This is a genomic window from Algorimicrobium algoritergicola, assembly GCF_008086165.1.
GTDB lineage: Bacteria > Bacteroidota > Bacteroidia > Flavobacteriales > Flavobacteriaceae > Algorimicrobium > Algorimicrobium algoritergicola.
In genome coordinates, this window is record NZ_VSKL01000004.1 from 236880 (window position 1) to 252314 (window position 15435).

A 15435-nucleotide genomic window follows, 5' to 3' on the forward strand; every position below is an offset into this window, starting at 1 on the left:
CGTTGCTTTTTTTTATATGAGTTTTTGAGATTTTGCATTTCAAAAATTTTTGCTTATTTTCTTAGTATATACAGTTATAACATTAAAATCAACATTTAAGAATAAAATAGCGTAAGTTTATTTTAGCTTAAAATTAAAACAAAAGATATGGGCATGTTTCATTATTACGATTTACCAGGTGCTGAAATTTTTGTTTTTGACGATTTTCTTATTTGCCAAATAGGTGAAGGCATGGAAATCCATCCAGAACATAATACAAACTTAAAAGAAGTGATTGAAAAGCATTTTTTAGGTAAACATATTGGCTATATATCCAATCGCGTAAACTCCTATTCAGTAGACCCGCTGACTTATGTTGAAACGGAAAAAATCCCCAATTTATTAGCTATGGCTATAATTCCTGAAACCGAAATTATGCGAAAGAATGCCGAATATGAACGTAATTTTTATGATAAACCTTATGAAATATTCGATTGTTTAGGTGATGCTATTAATTGGATTCATTGTCTTATTAGAGAAAAAACAAATTCATAAATAGAAAAAGCCGCATACAAGCGGCTTTTTCTATTTTGATAATTTAGCAAGTCAATTAGAATTTTCTACCAATACCCAAACCAACTACTAATGGGTTAATATCTACCTCTACTGGTAAAATACCTGCTCCAGTATTTACTTCAACATCTGTTGAAATTAATAATTGTTTCACATCTAGGTTTAAAAACCACTTGTCATTTAGATTGTAATCAACTCCTACTTGAAATGAAAATCCAACCGTGTTCTCATAGTCCATATCAACAACATCACCTTCATCTATACCGTAAAAAATGGTGTAATTAATACCAGCACCTAAATAAGGTTTAAAATCACCAAAATAAAAGTGGTATTGTAAATTTAATGTTGGAGGCAATAACCACGCATGACCTAAATCGGTTGTTCCTAAATTGTTACCAACTTCCACATCGTGTTTAGTAGTTGCTAAAATTAATTCAGCAGCTATGTTTTTAGTAAAGAAGTATGTAAAATCTAATTCTGGAACAAAAGTCGTGGAAATATCCACATCCGCACCTGGTAAATTATCTCCTGGTTGAGGGATAACAGCAATCACTCTAAAACGTGCTTGCCACTTACTGTAATCATCATTGGAAGATTGAACCTCTTGAGCCTGCGCATTAAACACAAATGCAAACACTAATAATGCACTAAAAATTATTTTTTTCATGATATAAAGTTTAAAATTATACCTCAAAAGTAATTTCAATAAAACCTTTAAATACTGACAAAAATCATAGATGAAAATTCCACCCACTAATATGCTATGAGTCAATGAACTAAATTTGCTAAATAAATTAAACATTCTAAACCCGTATAAAATTTGCTAAATTTTTAATAAAGTTTATCGATTAAGTTAAAAAGATAAGCAGTTAATCGTATTTTTACAGCACCTTAACCTAATTATCTCAATCATGAACATTAATAATTATATTGATCACACACTCCTTAAACCTACTGCTACACAAAAAGAAATAAAAACCCTTTGTGACGAAGCCAAAGAACATCGTTTCTTTAGTGTTTGTGTTAATGGTTTTTATGTACCTTTAGCTAAAGAACTTTTAACAAAATCCAATGTTAAAGTATGTGCTGTTGTTGGCTTTCCATTAGGAGCCATGACAACCGAAACAAAAGTTTTTGAAGCAAAGAAAGCTATTGAAGATGGTGCTGATGAAATTGATATGGTTATTAATATTGGTATGCTTAAAAGCAAAAGTTACGTTAATGTTTATACAGATATTCGCGATGTAAAAGTGGCTATTGGCGCTAAAACGTTAAAAGTAATATTAGAAATTAGTGAATTATCAAAAAACGAAATCATTAAAGCTTGTCAGATTTGTCTGGATGCTAAAGCCGATTTTATAAAAACATCAACTGGATTTTCAAAAGGTGGTGCTACATTAACGGCTGTTAAAATGATTCGTAAAACGATAAAAGATGGTGCAAAAATAAAAGCATCAGGCGGTATTCGTAATCTAGGAACTGCTAAAAAATATATTGAAGCTGGTGTAGACAGAATAGGTGCATCATCAGGTGTTTCTATAATGGAGGAATTAGCCAAGCAATAACAAAAAATCAATCAGATTATGAGTGTACATATTGAAGCCAAAAAAGGAGAAATTGCTGAAACCATTCTTTTACCTGGCGATCCACTTCGTGCAAAATGGATAGCCGAAACGTTTTTAGACAACCCAAAATGTTTCAATAAAGTCCGCAATATGTTTGGTTATACAGGAACTTTTAATGGGAAACCAATATCTGTTATGGGTACCGGAATGGGGGTTCCAAGCATTTCTATTTATGCACATGAACTTATTAATGAATTTGGTGTAAAAAACTTAATTCGTGTTGGTAGCGCTGGTTCATACCAAGAACATGTAAAAGTTAGAGATATTGTTTTAGCCATGGCTGCATCATCAAATTCTGGTGTTAATGAATTACGTTTTGGTGGTGCCGATTACGCACCAACCGCCGATTATAATTTATTCCAAAAGGCAGTTGATATAGCCAAAACCAAAAACATTCCTATTAAAGCAGGAAACGTTTTTACTTCGGATGAGTTTTATGCCGACAATTTTGAGTCTTATAAAAAGTGGTCTAAATTTGGTGTCCTTTGTGTAGAAATGGAAACCGCTGGATTATACACCATTGCTGCCAAACACAATGTTAATGCATTGACTATTTTAACCATTTCAGATTCTTTAGTAACTGGTGAACGTACCACAAGTCAAGAACGCGAAACCACATTTAAAGACATGATTTCTATTGCTTTAGATTTAGCTTAATCATAAATATGATGCATATGAAATTTTTAATACCTCTTATTCTTATTGGTTTCTTTACTGTATCAAGTTGTGCAATAAAATCGGATGATACCACATTAACAACTCTCTACTTTATACGTCACGCAGAAAAAGACCGAAGCAATCTAGAAAACAAAAACCCACATTTAACAGCTAAAGGAAACGAGAGAGCCAAATACTGGGCGGAAGTTCTTAAAAATGTGAAATTTGATGCTATTTATTCAACTGATTATACACGAACTATTGAAACAGCTTCACCAACGGCCAAAAACAATAATCTAAAAATTCAGATTTACGATGCTAACACATTAAATGCTGATAAATTGTTAAGAGAAAATAGAGGTAACAACGTGCTTATTGTTGGCCATAGTGATACGACACCCAAATTTGTAAATAAATTTTTAGGAACTGAAAGTTATCAAGATATTGATGATAGTAACAATGGAAATTTGTACATCCTAACGATTACAAATACCATGATCACGGATTTACTTCTGAATGTGGACCCTCAATGATATTCTCCAATTTTATTTTAGAGAGCAATTTTAATTGTTGTTTTTCAAACAAATCATCCAAATCTTCTACTGAAACACCTTCGGCTTCTGATTTATAATTATTGTAATCCACAAAGCGCAAACCTGCTACATAGCGTTCGTTAAAGGCTTCACGGAAACGAAATCCAACGCCATCTTCTTCTTGATACGAATAGGCTAAATAATCTACTTTAAAGGTTTTGGTTTGAATCCAATATATAAATTCGTCTTCAAAATCTTCTCCGCCACCCTCTTCATTAAAAGTGACTTTAATTTTGTAGTATGGCACGTCTTTTATTGTAACCTTCCCTATTAATTGCTTATTTACAGCAGCATCATTTAAACCATGAGGTAGTATGGCGAAATAATGAACTGAATTCACAGACGCACTTAATTTTGCTGCAGTAGTATCAGCTAACATAACCTGTTTTTCGTCAATATATCGTTCAAATCCATTATTATCAATATAGTCTTGAACAAACCCAACAGAATCTTTATGAAACTCCCTAATCAAAGAATAATAACCATTATAACGAGCGGCATGATATTGTATATCTCTAAATTGAAAGGAATAAGACGACCTGTCCAACTTATTACCACCAGCAACTTTTATGGCTTTTTTTACAATTTCGTTAGCTGTCAGTTCTTTTTTAGAAGACTCACAACTAGCCATAAATAAAACGATTAATATAAGGGCTATATGTTTCATGTTTAATATATTTCTAATTTCTGTCGTAAATCTAATGAATACTTACAGCATAAATTCGAAAAGCAATCATAATTTATTTACCTTTGAATTCTATGCAGAATACCATAAACATAAAGAATAAAAAGGCTAAATTTCAATATGAAATTTTAGATAAATACACTGCTGGTATAGTATTGACTGGTACTGAAATAAAATCTATTAGAGATAGTAAAGCGTCCATAGCAGAAAGTTTTTGCGAGTTTAATGAACAAGGCGAATTATTCGTTATCAATATGACGGTTGAAGAATATATGTATGGCACATATTATAACCACAGACCAAAAGCAGAACGTAAATTATTACTGAACAAACGTGAACTTAAAAAATTGGAAAAAGAGGTTAGAAATACGGGTTTAACCATTATTCCATTACGTTTATTCATTAATGATAAGGGCTACGCAAAACTCGTTATTGCTTTGGCTAGAGGTAAAAAATTATTCGACAAACGTGAAACCATTAAAGATCGGGATAATAAAGTCCGTTTAGATCGTATTAAGAAAAGCTTTTAAAGTATACTCATGAAGAAAACCCTCGTAATTATGGTCTTTTTAATGACTGTTTCGCAAATTCATGCTCAAATTCTATTAGATCCAAATTCTCGAAAAGTTGGTAGTGTTGATGCTATTATTAATGAACTTTACAACGTTAATTCTGGTAAAAAAGGATACGACCGTAATTGGTCCGATTTTAAATATTTATTTTATCCAGGCGCAAAAATTATCCCTACAGGCACCAGTTTAGACGGGAATCATTTAGCAAAATTCATGACACCTGATGAGTATAAAAAAAACTCTGAAGAATGGTTAAAAGAAAATGGGTATTATGAGAAAGAAATAAATCGAAAAATGGAAGTTTTCGGTAATATTGCTCATGTTTTCAGCACGTTTGAAGCCTACCATAGCCCTACAGATCCTTATCCTGCACTTCGCGGCATTAAAAGTATTCAGCTATTGAATGATGGTTTACGTTGGTGGATTGTTAACGTTTATTGGATGCAGGAAACCCGTACTAAACCAATTCCACGCGATTATTTACCAGATTAATTATCTCACATTATTTATCAGGATATGTTTTATGAGAATAGGCCGAAAATTACTTTAGAGAAATCGACATTAGATATTTTTCTCGATGTTTTTTCGTTTGGAATTCTTCTTCTAGCCCTATTGTATACCATTTTAAATTATAGCCAATTACCAGAACAAGTTCCGATGCATTTTAACCATTCTGGGAAAATAACCCGTTATGGCGATAAAAGTAGTATTTGGTTTCTTAATTTAATAGGTTTTGCAACCGTTTATGGACTTTTTTATTTGAATAAATTTCCGCATATTTTTAATTATGCACAGAAAATTACCACCGAAAATGCCAAGAAATTATATGTAGAAGCTACGCGATTAATACGTTTTTTAAACGTCAGTATTGCTTTATTATTTGCAATCATTTCTTTTGAAATCGTTCAAGTCAGCTTAGATAAAACCGAATCTATAAGTCGTTTTTCCAATTACCTATTAATGGGAATTGTTATCTTAATGACCATAGGTCCATTAAGATATGTCGTATTGAGTTTAATAAAGAAAAAGATCTAGTTTTTATCTTCTAATAGAGGTACAAATCTAAATTCGCCGTACTCATGTTTTTCGAATTCTTTGATACCTTTTCTAATAAATAAGGTCATGGTTTGAACATCATCTCCAACAGGAATAACCAATCGTCCACCAATTGCCAATTGACTCAATAACGGATTAGGAACAAACGGCGCGCCAGCCGTAACAATAATTCCTTTAAATGGTGCTTCTTCTTTTAGGCCAATGTAGCCATCACCAAAAATTAATTTTTTAGCACGATATCCTAATTTCGGTAAAAATTTACTTGTTTTTTTAAACAGTTCATGCTGCCTTTCAATGCTGTAAACTTGTGCACCAAGCTCACATAAAACAGCTGTCTGATAGCCACTTCCGGTACCAATTTCTAAAATTTTATCACCTTTTTCTATTTGTAGTAATTCCGATTGAAATGCCACTGTGTACGGTTGCGAAATAGTTTGGTCTGCAGCAATAGGGAACGCTTTATCTTGATAGGCATGATCTAAAAAACCAGAATCCATAAACAAATGACGCGGAATTTTACCAATAGCATTTAGTACTTCAGTATTTGTAATTCCTTTATCTTTAACAACCTGAACTAGCTGTTGGCGCATGCCTTTATGCTTAAATGTATCCTTCAAAATATCTTTTTTTTAAAGTCTAAAATTACACAAACATTTCATGGGTTAAAATTAAAATCAGTCTAAATTATCCACATTTTAGAATCTTATATTTTATGTCAATTTTCACAGAAATAAATAGCGAAAACCTTATTTTTGTTCAAAACGATAAAAAATGATAAAAGCTGGTGTTTTAGGCGCAGGCCATTTGGGTAAAATTCATTTACGATTATTAAACCAATCTGATAAATACGAATTAGTTGGTTTTTACGATGCCGATGAAGAAAATGCAAAGAAAGTAGAAGCTGAATTTGGATATAAATACTTCAACTCTATTGAAGCGCTTATTGCAGCTGTTGATATGGTAGATATTGTAACTCCTACCCTTTCGCATTACGATTGTGCCAAAAAAGCGATTGCACAAGGCAAGCATATTTTTATTGAAAAACCCATTACTAATACGGTTGAAGAAGCAGAAGAAATTCGCGAACTTCTTGCCCAACACAATATTCGTGGGCAAGTTGGACATGTGGAACGTTTTAATCCGGCTTTTATAGCGGTTAAAGATAAAATTGAAAACCCAATGTTTATTGAAGCGCATCGTTTGGCCGAATTTAATCCGCGTGGCACAGATGTTCCTGTCGTATTAGATTTAATGATTCATGATATTGATATTATTTTGAGTGTCGTGAAATCTAAAGTTAAAAGTGTCTCAGCTAGTGGTGTTTCGGTTATTAGTGACACACCAGATATTGCCAATGCCCGAATTGAGTTTGAAAATGGCTGCGTTGCCAATTTAACAGCAAGTCGTATTTCTTTAAAAAATATGCGTAAAACACGTTTCTTTCAACGTGATGCTTATATTTCTGTTGATTTTCTAGAAAAGAAATGTGAAGTTGTCAAAATGAAGGATGCACCAGAAATTCCTGGTGATTTTGATATGGTATTACAAAATGCTGAAGGTATCAAAAAGCAAATCTATTTTGACAATCCAGAAGTAACAAATAATAACGCCATTTTAGACGAATTGGAAACTTTTGCTGATGCTATCAACAACAACACCACACCCGTAGTTACACTTCATGATGGTACAGAAGCTTTACGTGTAGCAACAATGATAATTGACCAATTTTAATCCCATTCTTAATACTTTCCTATCGGGAAGAAGTGGAAAAAGATACATTTCTATAGGTTTAAAAAACAAACATATCAGTTCCAGATTAGTCCAGAACTAAAAAATATAACATTAACAGCATTCCTTTTTTGAAAGGAATAAAAAGATTTTTTTTATGAAAAACATTGCAGTAATAGGAGCCGGAACCATGGGAAATGGTATTGCACATACCTTTGCCCAAAGCGGTTTTAAAGTTCAATTAATTGATATTAGTGAAGCCTCATTAAAAAGAGGCATGGATACCATTTCTAAAAATTTAGATCGTATGGTTTCAAAAGAAAAAATTACAGAAGCTCAAAAGCAAGAAACGTTAAATAATATTACCACCTATACAGATGTGGCTGAAGGCGTTGAATATGCGAGTTTAGTAGTGGAAGCAGCAACAGAAAATATTGATTTGAAGCTTAAAATTTTCAAGCAACTGGATGAGGCTTGTTCAGAAGATACGATTTTGGCAACCAACACATCGTCTATTTCTATTACACAAATAGCAGCGGTTACAAACAGACCAAGTCAAGTAATTGGCATGCATTTTATGAATCCCGTTCCGATTATGAAGTTAGTTGAAATTATTCGTGGTTATAACACGAGTGATGATGTAACAAATACCATTATGGATCTATCTAGAAAATTAGGAAAAACCCCAACGGAAGTTAATGATTATCCTGGTTTTGTGGCCAACCGAATTTTAATGCCTATGCTAAATGAATCTATTGAAACGTTATACAATGGTGTTGCTGGTGTTGAAGAAATTGATACGGTTATGAAATTAGGTATGGCACACCCAATGGGTCCATTACAGTTAGCTGATTTTATTGGATTAGATATCTGTTTATCTATTCTAAATGTGATGTATGACGGCTTTAAAAACCCAAAATATGCACCTTGCCCATTGTTAGTAAATATGGTAAGAGCTGGTAAACTAGGTGTTAAATCTGGTGAAGGTTTTTATGATTATTCTGAAAGTCGTAAGGCCGAACATGTGGCGAAGCAGTTCCTAAAATAAGAGTTGAGGTTTGAGGTGACTTGACACTACGACAAATTAATAACTAGTAAAATGAGATTTCCGCTTTCGCGGAAAGTAAACATGGCTAAAATAATTCCTTTTAAAGCAGTTCGTCCAACGCGAGACAAAGTCAGTCTTGTTGCTGCGCGATCCTATCAAAGCTATACGCTAGAACAACGAGAATCTCGTTTACGCGATAATCCGTTTTCATTTTTACATATAGTAAATCCTGGCTATCGTTTTGACAAAGAAATATCTGGCATTGAGCGCTATTCGTTAGTTAAGAACAGATATTTGGAATTTAAGGAAGATTCTATTTTTGTCCAAGATGAGCAGCCTGCTTATTACGTATATAAAATTGTAGATCGGGAAAATCAGGAATTTAATGGTATTGTAGCTGCTGTGAGTGCCGTAGATTATGAAAATAATGTAATTAGAAAACACGAGGATACCATTGAAAATCGTGAAGTAATTTTTAAAGATTACCTTAAAACAGTTGGTTTTAATGCCGAACCTGTACTCCTAACCTATCCTGATAATTCCGTTATAAAAGGCATAATTTCTAAAAAACAAAAGGAACGCGCGGAATACGAATTTACAACTACCTACAGAGATACGCATTACTTATGGAAGGTTGATAAACCAGAACTACTTGATAGCATTGAAGCAGAATTTAAAAAAATGCCTCATATTTATATTGCAGATGGTCATCATAGATCATCATCGTCCTATTTGTTATATAAGGATTTGAAAGCTGCAAATCCAGACCATCAAGGCAATGAACCGTATAGTTTTTTCATGAGCTATTTGATTCCAGAATCGGATTTACGGATTCATGAATTCAACCGGTTGATTAAAGATTTGAATGGTTTATCTAAAGAAGCGTTTTTAATTGAATTAGATACCATGTATCGAATTGAAAATCGCGGTACAATTCCTTATAAACCGTCTAAAAAACATCATTTTAGCATGTATTTAGATGGTGAATTTTATTCACTTTATTTACGGAAATCGGCCTACAATACCGGAACCTCATTAGATGGTTTGGATGCTCAAATTCTTTTTAAAACCATTTTAGAGCCTATTTTAGGAATTGAAGATTTACGAAACGATAACCGCATTATGTATATAAATGGCAAAAAAGACATTGTAAACATAAAGAATAATGTGGATAGCGGCAATTTTTCTGTTGGGTTTGGTATGGTTCCTGTTACTATAGAGGAAATGAAACAAATTGCTGACGACGGTTTAAAAATGCCACCAAAATCGACATTTATTGAGCCTAAATTACGCAGTGGTGTCACCATTTACGAATTTTAATGAAATACTTTTATTTTCTCATATTTAGTATAATTACAGGCGCTGTATGTTCTCAAAATGTACGCGACACAACGATTCATGAAATCATTTATCCGTCATTATATGCTAACTATGAATTGGCTAAAAGTGAAATATTAAAGCTAGAAGAAACGTATGGTTATGAAACTAATTTAAAGTATTTTCTTTTAGACCGAAGTTTTGAAAATGGTGATATAGAATTTTTTAAAACCGAATTAACGATTCTCGTTAGAGATTATGGCTTTAATTTAGCCTACGAACCCGAAGACAAAACCTATTATGAATCTATTACAACTGGTGATTTAGCAAATTGGTTTAAACCCATGTACCTGAAAAATCATTTTATCTGGTTGGATAACAACTTTTTAAAGCAAGCCGATTTACAACAGTTAAATAGTTTAAAAGACAAAACAGGCATGTATTCCAAGGTACGTTATGCCCTGGATCAAAAAGTCACATTAGATTCTGTGCAAAAACAAGAACAGGAAAAAGTATTTGAAGATATAGCATTCGAGAATTTATCTGAGTTATATGCACTAACCAGAAAAATTGATAAATATCCAACTGGGAAAAATTTCGCATTAATTCAAAATAGTTTCGCACTATTAGAATATCAAAATTTTGGGATTGAGCGTAATTTTGAAAGAACGTGGATACTTTTTGAACCCTTTTATAAAAAGGCTTATTTAGAACACGCTATAGATTATATCATTTATAAAAATTATGATAATTATAGTTTCATTCATTATAAAAATCAGCGCTACGGTTTAATATCCATTTTTGATATTCCGGAAGACTATCAAGACGATTTGTTTTCAATTCCCATTCGCGATTTAGAATTTGCCAATAAAATAAAATCAGATTTTAATTGGAAAAAATAACATATACCATGTCCATTAAACAGAATTTACTAGATATAAAAACACAAACCCCAGAACATGTAACACTTGTGGCTGTCTCGAAAACAAAACCCAATAGTGATATTATGGAAGCCTATGATGCTGGTCAGCGTGTTTTTGGCGAAAATAAAATTCAGGAAATGGCTGATAAATTTGAAGCCTTACCGAAAGATATTTCTTGGCACATGATTGGACATGTACAGCGCAATAAAGTGAAGTATATGGCGTCATTTGTGAACTTAATTCATGGCATGGATAGTTTTAAACTCCTTAAAGAGATTAACAAACAAGCCAAAAAAGAGACACGCGTTATAGACTGCCTCTTACAGATAAAAATTGCAGAAGAAGATGCTAAATTTGGTATGGCAAAAGTAGATGCTATAAACATGTTGCAATCTGATGCCTTCAAGGAGCTTCAAAATGTTCGGATCACTGGTGTTATGGGAATGGCAACCTTTACGGATGACCAGAAACAAGTTACGGCAGAATTCAACAGACTAAAAACCATTTTTGACGAACTCAAAACCCTTCACTCTAATTTAGAAATTATTTCTATGGGCATGAGTGGTGATTATGAGTTAGCAATAAACTGCGGAAGTAATATGATTCGTGTAGGAAGTAGTATCTTTGGCGAACGAAATTATTAAAGCTTAAAAAAACAAATTACATCTAATACAAATTAAATAATAGCAAACTTATTTACGCAATTCTCGACATAGAAACCACTGGTGGAAAATACAATGAAGAAGGTATTACTGAAATAGCCATTTACAAATTTGATGGTCATAAGGTGGTGGACCAATTTATTAGTTTAGTAAACCCCGAACGTGAAATTCAGCCCTTTGTGGTTAACCTAACAGGTATTAACAGTAAAATGTTACGTACAGCTCCCAAGTTTTATGAGGTAGCTAAACGTATTGTTGAAATGACTGAAGATTGCATTATTGTTGCGCACAATTCACAATTTGATTATCGGATTTTAAAAACTGAATTCACACGATTAGGGTTTCCGTTTAAACGCAAAACGCTATGTACGGTCGAGTTATCAAAAATATTAATTCCAGGACAAGACTCTTACAGTTTAGGAAAGTTAGCACGTTCATTGGGAATTCCAGTAAGCGACAGACATCGCGCCAATGGTGATGCCATGGCAACGGTGAAATTATTTAAAATGTTGCTTTCAAGGGATTTAGAGAAGTTAATTGTAAAAGATGCTATTCAAGTTGAAGCGAAAAAAGAAATTGCTGCTAACCTAAAAAACATTATTAAAGAGCTTCCTCATATTACTGGGGTTTATTACATTTATAATGCAGATGGTACTATTATTTATATTGGAAAAAGCAATAATATTAAAAACAGAATCAGTCAGCATTTTACCAGCAGTAGTACGAAATCAAAAAAACTTCAACGGGATGCCGCTGCGGTAACATACGAACATACGGGTAGCGAATTGGTTGCATTATTAAAAGAAAGCGAGGAAATAAAACGAAATAAACCCATATTTAATAGGGCTCTACGCCGAAATATTTTTACTCATGCGCTGTATTCTTTCAAGGATGCTAATGGATATATTAATTTAATGATAGATAAGGCCGATGGTCGTAAAAAACCAATCACAACCTTTACAAATAGACAAAGTGCGAAAAGTTTCTTATTTAATGCGGTAGAAGAATTTCAATTGTGTCAGAAATTAACAGGACTCTATCCAACAAAAAATAGTTGTTTTAATTATGATATTAAACAATGTTTAGGCGCTTGCATACAAGAGGAATCTCCGGAAGATTATAATAAACGTGTTTTACAGTTAATTGCTAAAAATAGCTATAGTGATCAAAATATCGTTATTATTGATCGCGCGCGTGAGGTGGATGAACGCAGTGCTATTCTTATTGAAAATGGCCTTTTTAAAGGTGTAGGGTATTTCAATTTAAATTATCAAATAACGAATATGGATGTATTACAATCTGTAATTACACCCATGGAAAACAATCGTGACGCCCAACATATTATCAAGAGTTATATAAGGAAAAATAAAAAACTGAAAATTATAAAACTGAATAACTAAATAGTTGTTATAAACTTTTAGTATTTTTAAAATTATGGGTACAAAACCTTATAAGAGATGGCAAGGTAGACTTCATGAAATAATTTATGAGGCAGATACACCTGCTGGAAAATTATTTGATGTTGTTTTACTGATTGTAATTATTGCCAGTATCCTGTTGGTAATGCTAGAAAGTGTTAAGAGCATTGATGCGCAATACCACATGTTTTTAAATATTTCGGAGTGGATAATTACAATACTCTTTACCATTGAATATATTCTACGAATCGTTACAGTAAAAAAGCCACTAAAATATATTACTAGTTTTTATGGTATTATTGATTTATTATCAACACTTCCAAAATATTTATCACTAATTTTTGCTGGTACTCATGCTCTAGTTGCCTTACGTGCGTTACGTTTATTACGTGTGTTTAGAATTTTAAAACTAGCACGCTTTATGGGTGCTTCCAATCATTTAGCAGCTGCTATTAAATCTAGTCGTGCTAAAATATCCGTATTTCTATTTGCTGTGGTTATTGTAGCTACCATTTTTGGTACAATTATGTATCTCGTAGAAGGAGAAGCTAGTGGTTTTAATAATATCCCTAGAAGTATATATTGGAGTATTGTAACATTAACAACTGTAGGATATGGTGATATTGCACCTGTTACACCATTAGGTCAATTTATTGCCTCTTTTATTATGGTATTGGGTTATGGGATTATTGCCGTCCCAACTGGAATTGTTTCTGCAGAATACACCAGAAAAATGAATAAAGATGATGCTAAAAGTGCAACTGTTCCAAATGCCCTGCCACCTCATCCTAGTGAAGTAGATTTAAACTCATTATCTTGTTCCAACTGTTTAGCTCAAGACCACAAGGATAACGCGAAATTTTGTCATAAATGTGGGCATTCTTTAGAATTACAACCTACAAAATAGCACTGAAAAATTAAGTATGCCTGAAAAATATCTTATTGCCATTGTTGGTCCTACAGCTATCGGTAAAACGGCTTTGAGCATTAAACTTGCACAGCATTTTAACACCGAAATTATCTCGGCAGATTCCAGGCAATTTTTCAAAGAAATGCAAATTGGAACGGCTGCTCCTACCGCTTTAGAACTCCTAGCTGCCAAACATCATTTTATTCATCATAAATCCATTGAAGACGCTTATAGTGTCGGTGCTTTTGAAAAAGAAGCTATAAACACCTTATCTGATTTGTTTAAAAAACAGGAGGTTGTTATCATGGTTGGTGGATCTGGATTATATGTAGATGCCGTTATAAACGGTCTTGATGAATTTCCCAAAGTGGATAAAAATATTAGAACGGAATTAAACGCGCAATTAGAAGCCGAAGGTTTACAAGTACTACAATCTCAATTAAAAGAATTGGATGCAGACACGTATGCAAAAATAGCTTTAGATAACCCGCAACGTGTAATTCGCGCTTTAGAAATTTGCATTGGTACGGGAAAACCGTATTCGTCGTTTTTGAAAAAAGCATCAATTAAACGAAACTTTAAAACTATAACTATTGGCTTAACTGCAGAACGAGAAACGATTTACGAGCGTATTAATAAGCGTGTCGATATCATGATGCAACACGGTTTGCTTGATGAAGTAAAAAGCCTAGAAACGAAATCTCATTTAAATGCATTAAACACAGTTGGGTACAAAGAGCTTTTCAATTATTTGAATAATGAATGGACGTTCGATTTTGCTATTTCAGAAATCAAAAAAAATAGTCGCCGATTTGCAAAAAGACAACTTACATGGTTTAAACGAAATAAAGATACGCTTTGGTTTGATTACGAAACCGATATTAAAACGATTATTACCGATATAGAATCTGAAATTAACGCATAAAAAAACCAGCTGAATTAGCTGGTTTTCTTTTTATAATAAGAAATATTAATCTTCTGATTCCGTATTTATTACTAATCTAAAACCTTCACCGTGAATATTAAGTATTTCTACTTTATCATCTAGTTTTAAATACTTACGTAATTTAGCAATGTAAACATCCATACTACGTGAGGTGAAGTAATTATCATCACGCCAGATTTTTGTTAAAGCTAACTCACGTGGCATTAAATCATTTTCATGTAAAGCCAACAAGCGTAAAAGCTCATTTTCTTTAGGTGATAATTTAATTTGTTCGCCACCATTATAGGTTAAAAAACGCAGTTTCGAATTTAATTCAAATCCACCAATAGTAAATTGAAATTGCTTACTATCTGCAACCGTTTCAGTCGCTTTACGCTGCATGATTGCTTTAATCTTCATCAGCAGCACTTCACTATCAAATGGTTTATTTAAGTAATCGTCAGCACCTACTTTATACCCTTTTAAAACATCTTCTTTCATAGCTTTAGCTGTTAAGAAAACAATAGGCACTTCCGTATTTTTCTCACGAATTTCTTTTGCTAACGTAAAACCATCTTTATATGGCATCATCACGTCTAAAATACACAAATCGAAATCATCTTTTTTGAACTTTTCGAAGCCTTCCATACCGTTCTTAGCATGTGTAACGTCATAATCATTCATCATTAAATAATCCTTTAAAATGGTTCCGAAATTTGGATCATCTTCTACTAATAAGATTTTTTTGTTTTGTTCTGTCATAG

The 15435-nt window shown here is 32.8% G+C and carries 19 protein-coding genes; 15 read left to right on the forward strand and 4 right to left on the reverse strand.

Annotated features, from left to right (window positions below; all coding sequences use genetic code 11):
* Window positions 1–147 precede the first annotated feature (147 nt).
* Window positions 148–534, forward strand: a complete 387-nt coding sequence (locus ES675_RS11660) for a hypothetical protein (protein ID WP_066251501.1) — start codon at window positions 148–150, stop codon at window positions 532–534.
* A gap of 55 nt (window positions 535–589) precedes the next feature.
* Here the strand turns inward: ES675_RS11660 and ES675_RS11665 are convergent, their stop codons facing one another.
* Window positions 590–1219: an OmpW/AlkL family protein gene (locus ES675_RS11665; protein ID WP_082985906.1), complete on the reverse strand. Its 630-nt coding sequence runs from the start codon at window positions 1217–1219 to the stop codon at window positions 590–592.
* A gap of 244 nt (window positions 1220–1463) precedes the next feature.
* Between ES675_RS11665 and deoC the strand changes: the two genes are divergently transcribed.
* Genes deoC through ES675_RS11680 form a run of 3 tightly spaced genes read left to right on the forward strand, consistent with a single transcriptional unit; the run spans window position 1464 to window position 3367 of the window.
* Window positions 1464–2117 (forward strand): deoxyribose-phosphate aldolase, encoded by a 654-nt coding sequence (gene deoC, locus ES675_RS11670; RefSeq protein ID WP_066251495.1) that lies wholly within the window; start codon window positions 1464–1466, stop codon window positions 2115–2117.
* Between the two features lie 18 nt (window positions 2118–2135).
* Window positions 2136–2834, forward strand: a complete 699-nt coding sequence (deoD, locus tag ES675_RS11675) for a purine-nucleoside phosphorylase (protein ID WP_066251493.1) — start codon at window positions 2136–2138, stop codon at window positions 2832–2834.
* 17 nt (window positions 2835–2851) lie between these two features.
* Window positions 2852–3367, forward strand: coding sequence for a phosphoglycerate mutase family protein (locus tag ES675_RS11680; protein ID WP_066251620.1), 516 nt, complete (start codon window positions 2852–2854; stop codon window positions 3365–3367).
* Here the strand turns inward: ES675_RS11680 and ES675_RS11685 are convergent.
* Entirely contained in the window at window positions 3333–4094 is a 762-nt protein-coding gene (locus ES675_RS11685) for a DUF6503 family protein (RefSeq protein WP_066251490.1), read from the reverse strand. The two genes, ES675_RS11680 and ES675_RS11685, sit on opposite strands and share 35 nt — an antisense overlap.
* A gap of 92 nt (window positions 4095–4186) precedes the next feature.
* On the opposite strand from ES675_RS11685, the gene smpB reads away from it, so the two are divergent.
* From smpB to ES675_RS11700, 3 genes are all read left to right on the forward strand, one after another.
* Complete coding sequence (gene smpB / locus ES675_RS11690; protein WP_066251485.1) at window positions 4187–4642, forward strand: SsrA-binding protein SmpB; 456 nt, start codon at window positions 4187–4189, stop codon at window positions 4640–4642.
* A 9-nt stretch (window positions 4643–4651) separates the two neighbouring features.
* Complete coding sequence (locus tag ES675_RS11695) at window positions 4652–5176, forward strand: hypothetical protein (RefSeq protein WP_066251478.1); 525 nt, start codon at window positions 4652–4654, stop codon at window positions 5174–5176.
* A 120-nt stretch (window positions 5177–5296) separates the two neighbouring features.
* Window positions 5297–5719, forward strand: coding sequence for a DUF1648 domain-containing protein (locus ES675_RS11700; protein WP_410491973.1), 423 nt, complete (start codon window positions 5297–5299; stop codon window positions 5717–5719).
* On the opposite strand, the gene ES675_RS11705 is transcribed toward ES675_RS11700, so the two are convergent.
* The gene (locus ES675_RS11705) at window positions 5716–6357 is read right to left on the reverse strand and encodes a protein-L-isoaspartate(D-aspartate) O-methyltransferase (RefSeq protein ID WP_066251472.1); all 642 of its coding nucleotides are present in this window, start codon (window positions 6355–6357) and stop codon (window positions 5716–5718) included. The genes ES675_RS11700 and ES675_RS11705 overlap by 4 nt on opposite strands.
* A gap of 154 nt (window positions 6358–6511) precedes the next feature.
* On the opposite strand from ES675_RS11705, the gene ES675_RS11710 reads away from it, so the two are divergent.
* The 8 genes from ES675_RS11710 to miaA all read left to right on the forward strand — a co-directional run bounded on the left by ES675_RS11710 (window position 6512) and on the right by miaA (window position 14671).
* The gene (locus ES675_RS11710; protein WP_066251469.1) at window positions 6512–7471 is read left to right on the forward strand and encodes a Gfo/Idh/MocA family protein; all 960 of its coding nucleotides are present in this window, start codon (window positions 6512–6514) and stop codon (window positions 7469–7471) included.
* Between the two features lie 154 nt (window positions 7472–7625).
* Entirely contained in the window at window positions 7626–8516 is an 891-nt protein-coding gene (locus tag ES675_RS11715; protein ID WP_148367465.1) for a 3-hydroxyacyl-CoA dehydrogenase family protein, read from the forward strand.
* Window positions 8517–8597: 81 nt separating this feature from the next.
* Window positions 8598–9836, forward strand: a complete 1239-nt coding sequence (locus tag ES675_RS11720; RefSeq protein WP_066251466.1) for a DUF1015 domain-containing protein — start codon at window positions 8598–8600, stop codon at window positions 9834–9836.
* A complete protein-coding gene (locus ES675_RS11725; protein ID WP_066251464.1) occupies window positions 9836–10735 on the forward strand; it encodes a hypothetical protein in 900 nt (299 codons plus the stop codon). Before ES675_RS11720 ends, ES675_RS11725 begins: the two co-directional genes overlap by 1 nt.
* 8 nt (window positions 10736–10743) lie before the next feature.
* A complete protein-coding gene (locus tag ES675_RS11730; RefSeq protein ID WP_066251617.1) occupies window positions 10744–11400 on the forward strand; it encodes a YggS family pyridoxal phosphate-dependent enzyme in 657 nt (218 codons plus the stop codon).
* Window positions 11401–11450: 50 nt separating this feature from the next.
* A complete protein-coding gene (locus tag ES675_RS11735) occupies window positions 11451–12818 on the forward strand; it encodes an exonuclease domain-containing protein (protein WP_066251460.1) in 1368 nt (455 codons plus the stop codon).
* 34 nt (window positions 12819–12852) lie between these two features.
* The gene (locus tag ES675_RS11740) at window positions 12853–13743 is read left to right on the forward strand and encodes an ion transporter (protein WP_066251455.1); all 891 of its coding nucleotides are present in this window, start codon (window positions 12853–12855) and stop codon (window positions 13741–13743) included.
* Between the two features lie 16 nt (window positions 13744–13759).
* Window positions 13760–14671: a tRNA (adenosine(37)-N6)-dimethylallyltransferase MiaA gene (gene miaA, locus ES675_RS11745; protein ID WP_066251450.1), complete on the forward strand. Its 912-nt coding sequence runs from the start codon at window positions 13760–13762 to the stop codon at window positions 14669–14671.
* Between the two features lie 45 nt (window positions 14672–14716).
* Here the strand turns inward: miaA and ES675_RS11750 are convergent, their stop codons facing one another.
* A complete protein-coding gene (locus tag ES675_RS11750) occupies window positions 14717–15433 on the reverse strand; it encodes a response regulator transcription factor (protein ID WP_066251445.1) in 717 nt (238 codons plus the stop codon).
* Between the last annotated feature and the right edge of the window lie 2 nt (window positions 15434–15435).

Coding starts and splice junctions, on each gene's coding strand:
- ES675_RS11660 (WP_066251501.1), top strand. CDS start 148: ATGGGCATGTTTCATTATTACGATTTACCAGGTGCTGAAATTTTTGTT.
- ES675_RS11665 (WP_082985906.1), bottom strand. CDS start 1,219: ATGAAAAAAATAATTTTTAGTGCATTATTAGTGTTTGCATTTGTGTTT.
- deoC (WP_066251495.1), top strand. CDS start 1,464: ATGAACATTAATAATTATATTGATCACACACTCCTTAAACCTACTGCT.
- deoD (WP_066251493.1), top strand. CDS start 2,136: ATGAGTGTACATATTGAAGCCAAAAAAGGAGAAATTGCTGAAACCATT.
- ES675_RS11680 (WP_066251620.1), top strand. CDS start 2,852: ATGAAATTTTTAATACCTCTTATTCTTATTGGTTTCTTTACTGTATCA.
- ES675_RS11685 (WP_066251490.1), bottom strand. CDS start 4,094: ATGAAACATATAGCCCTTATATTAATCGTTTTATTTATGGCTAGTTGT.
- smpB (WP_066251485.1), top strand. CDS start 4,187: ATGCAGAATACCATAAACATAAAGAATAAAAAGGCTAAATTTCAATAT.
- ES675_RS11695 (WP_066251478.1), top strand. CDS start 4,652: ATGAAGAAAACCCTCGTAATTATGGTCTTTTTAATGACTGTTTCGCAA.
- ES675_RS11710 (WP_066251469.1), top strand. CDS start 6,512: ATGATAAAAGCTGGTGTTTTAGGCGCAGGCCATTTGGGTAAAATTCAT.
- ES675_RS11715 (WP_148367465.1), top strand. CDS start 7,626: ATGAAAAACATTGCAGTAATAGGAGCCGGAACCATGGGAAATGGTATT.
- ES675_RS11720 (WP_066251466.1), top strand. CDS start 8,598: ATGGCTAAAATAATTCCTTTTAAAGCAGTTCGTCCAACGCGAGACAAA.
- ES675_RS11725 (WP_066251464.1), top strand. CDS start 9,836: ATGAAATACTTTTATTTTCTCATATTTAGTATAATTACAGGCGCTGTA.
- ES675_RS11730 (WP_066251617.1), top strand. CDS start 10,744: ATGTCCATTAAACAGAATTTACTAGATATAAAAACACAAACCCCAGAA.
- ES675_RS11740 (WP_066251455.1), top strand. CDS start 12,853: ATGGGTACAAAACCTTATAAGAGATGGCAAGGTAGACTTCATGAAATA.
- miaA (WP_066251450.1), top strand. CDS start 13,760: ATGCCTGAAAAATATCTTATTGCCATTGTTGGTCCTACAGCTATCGGT.
- ES675_RS11750 (WP_066251445.1), bottom strand. CDS start 15,433: ATGACAGAACAAAACAAAAAAATCTTATTAGTAGAAGATGATCCAAAT.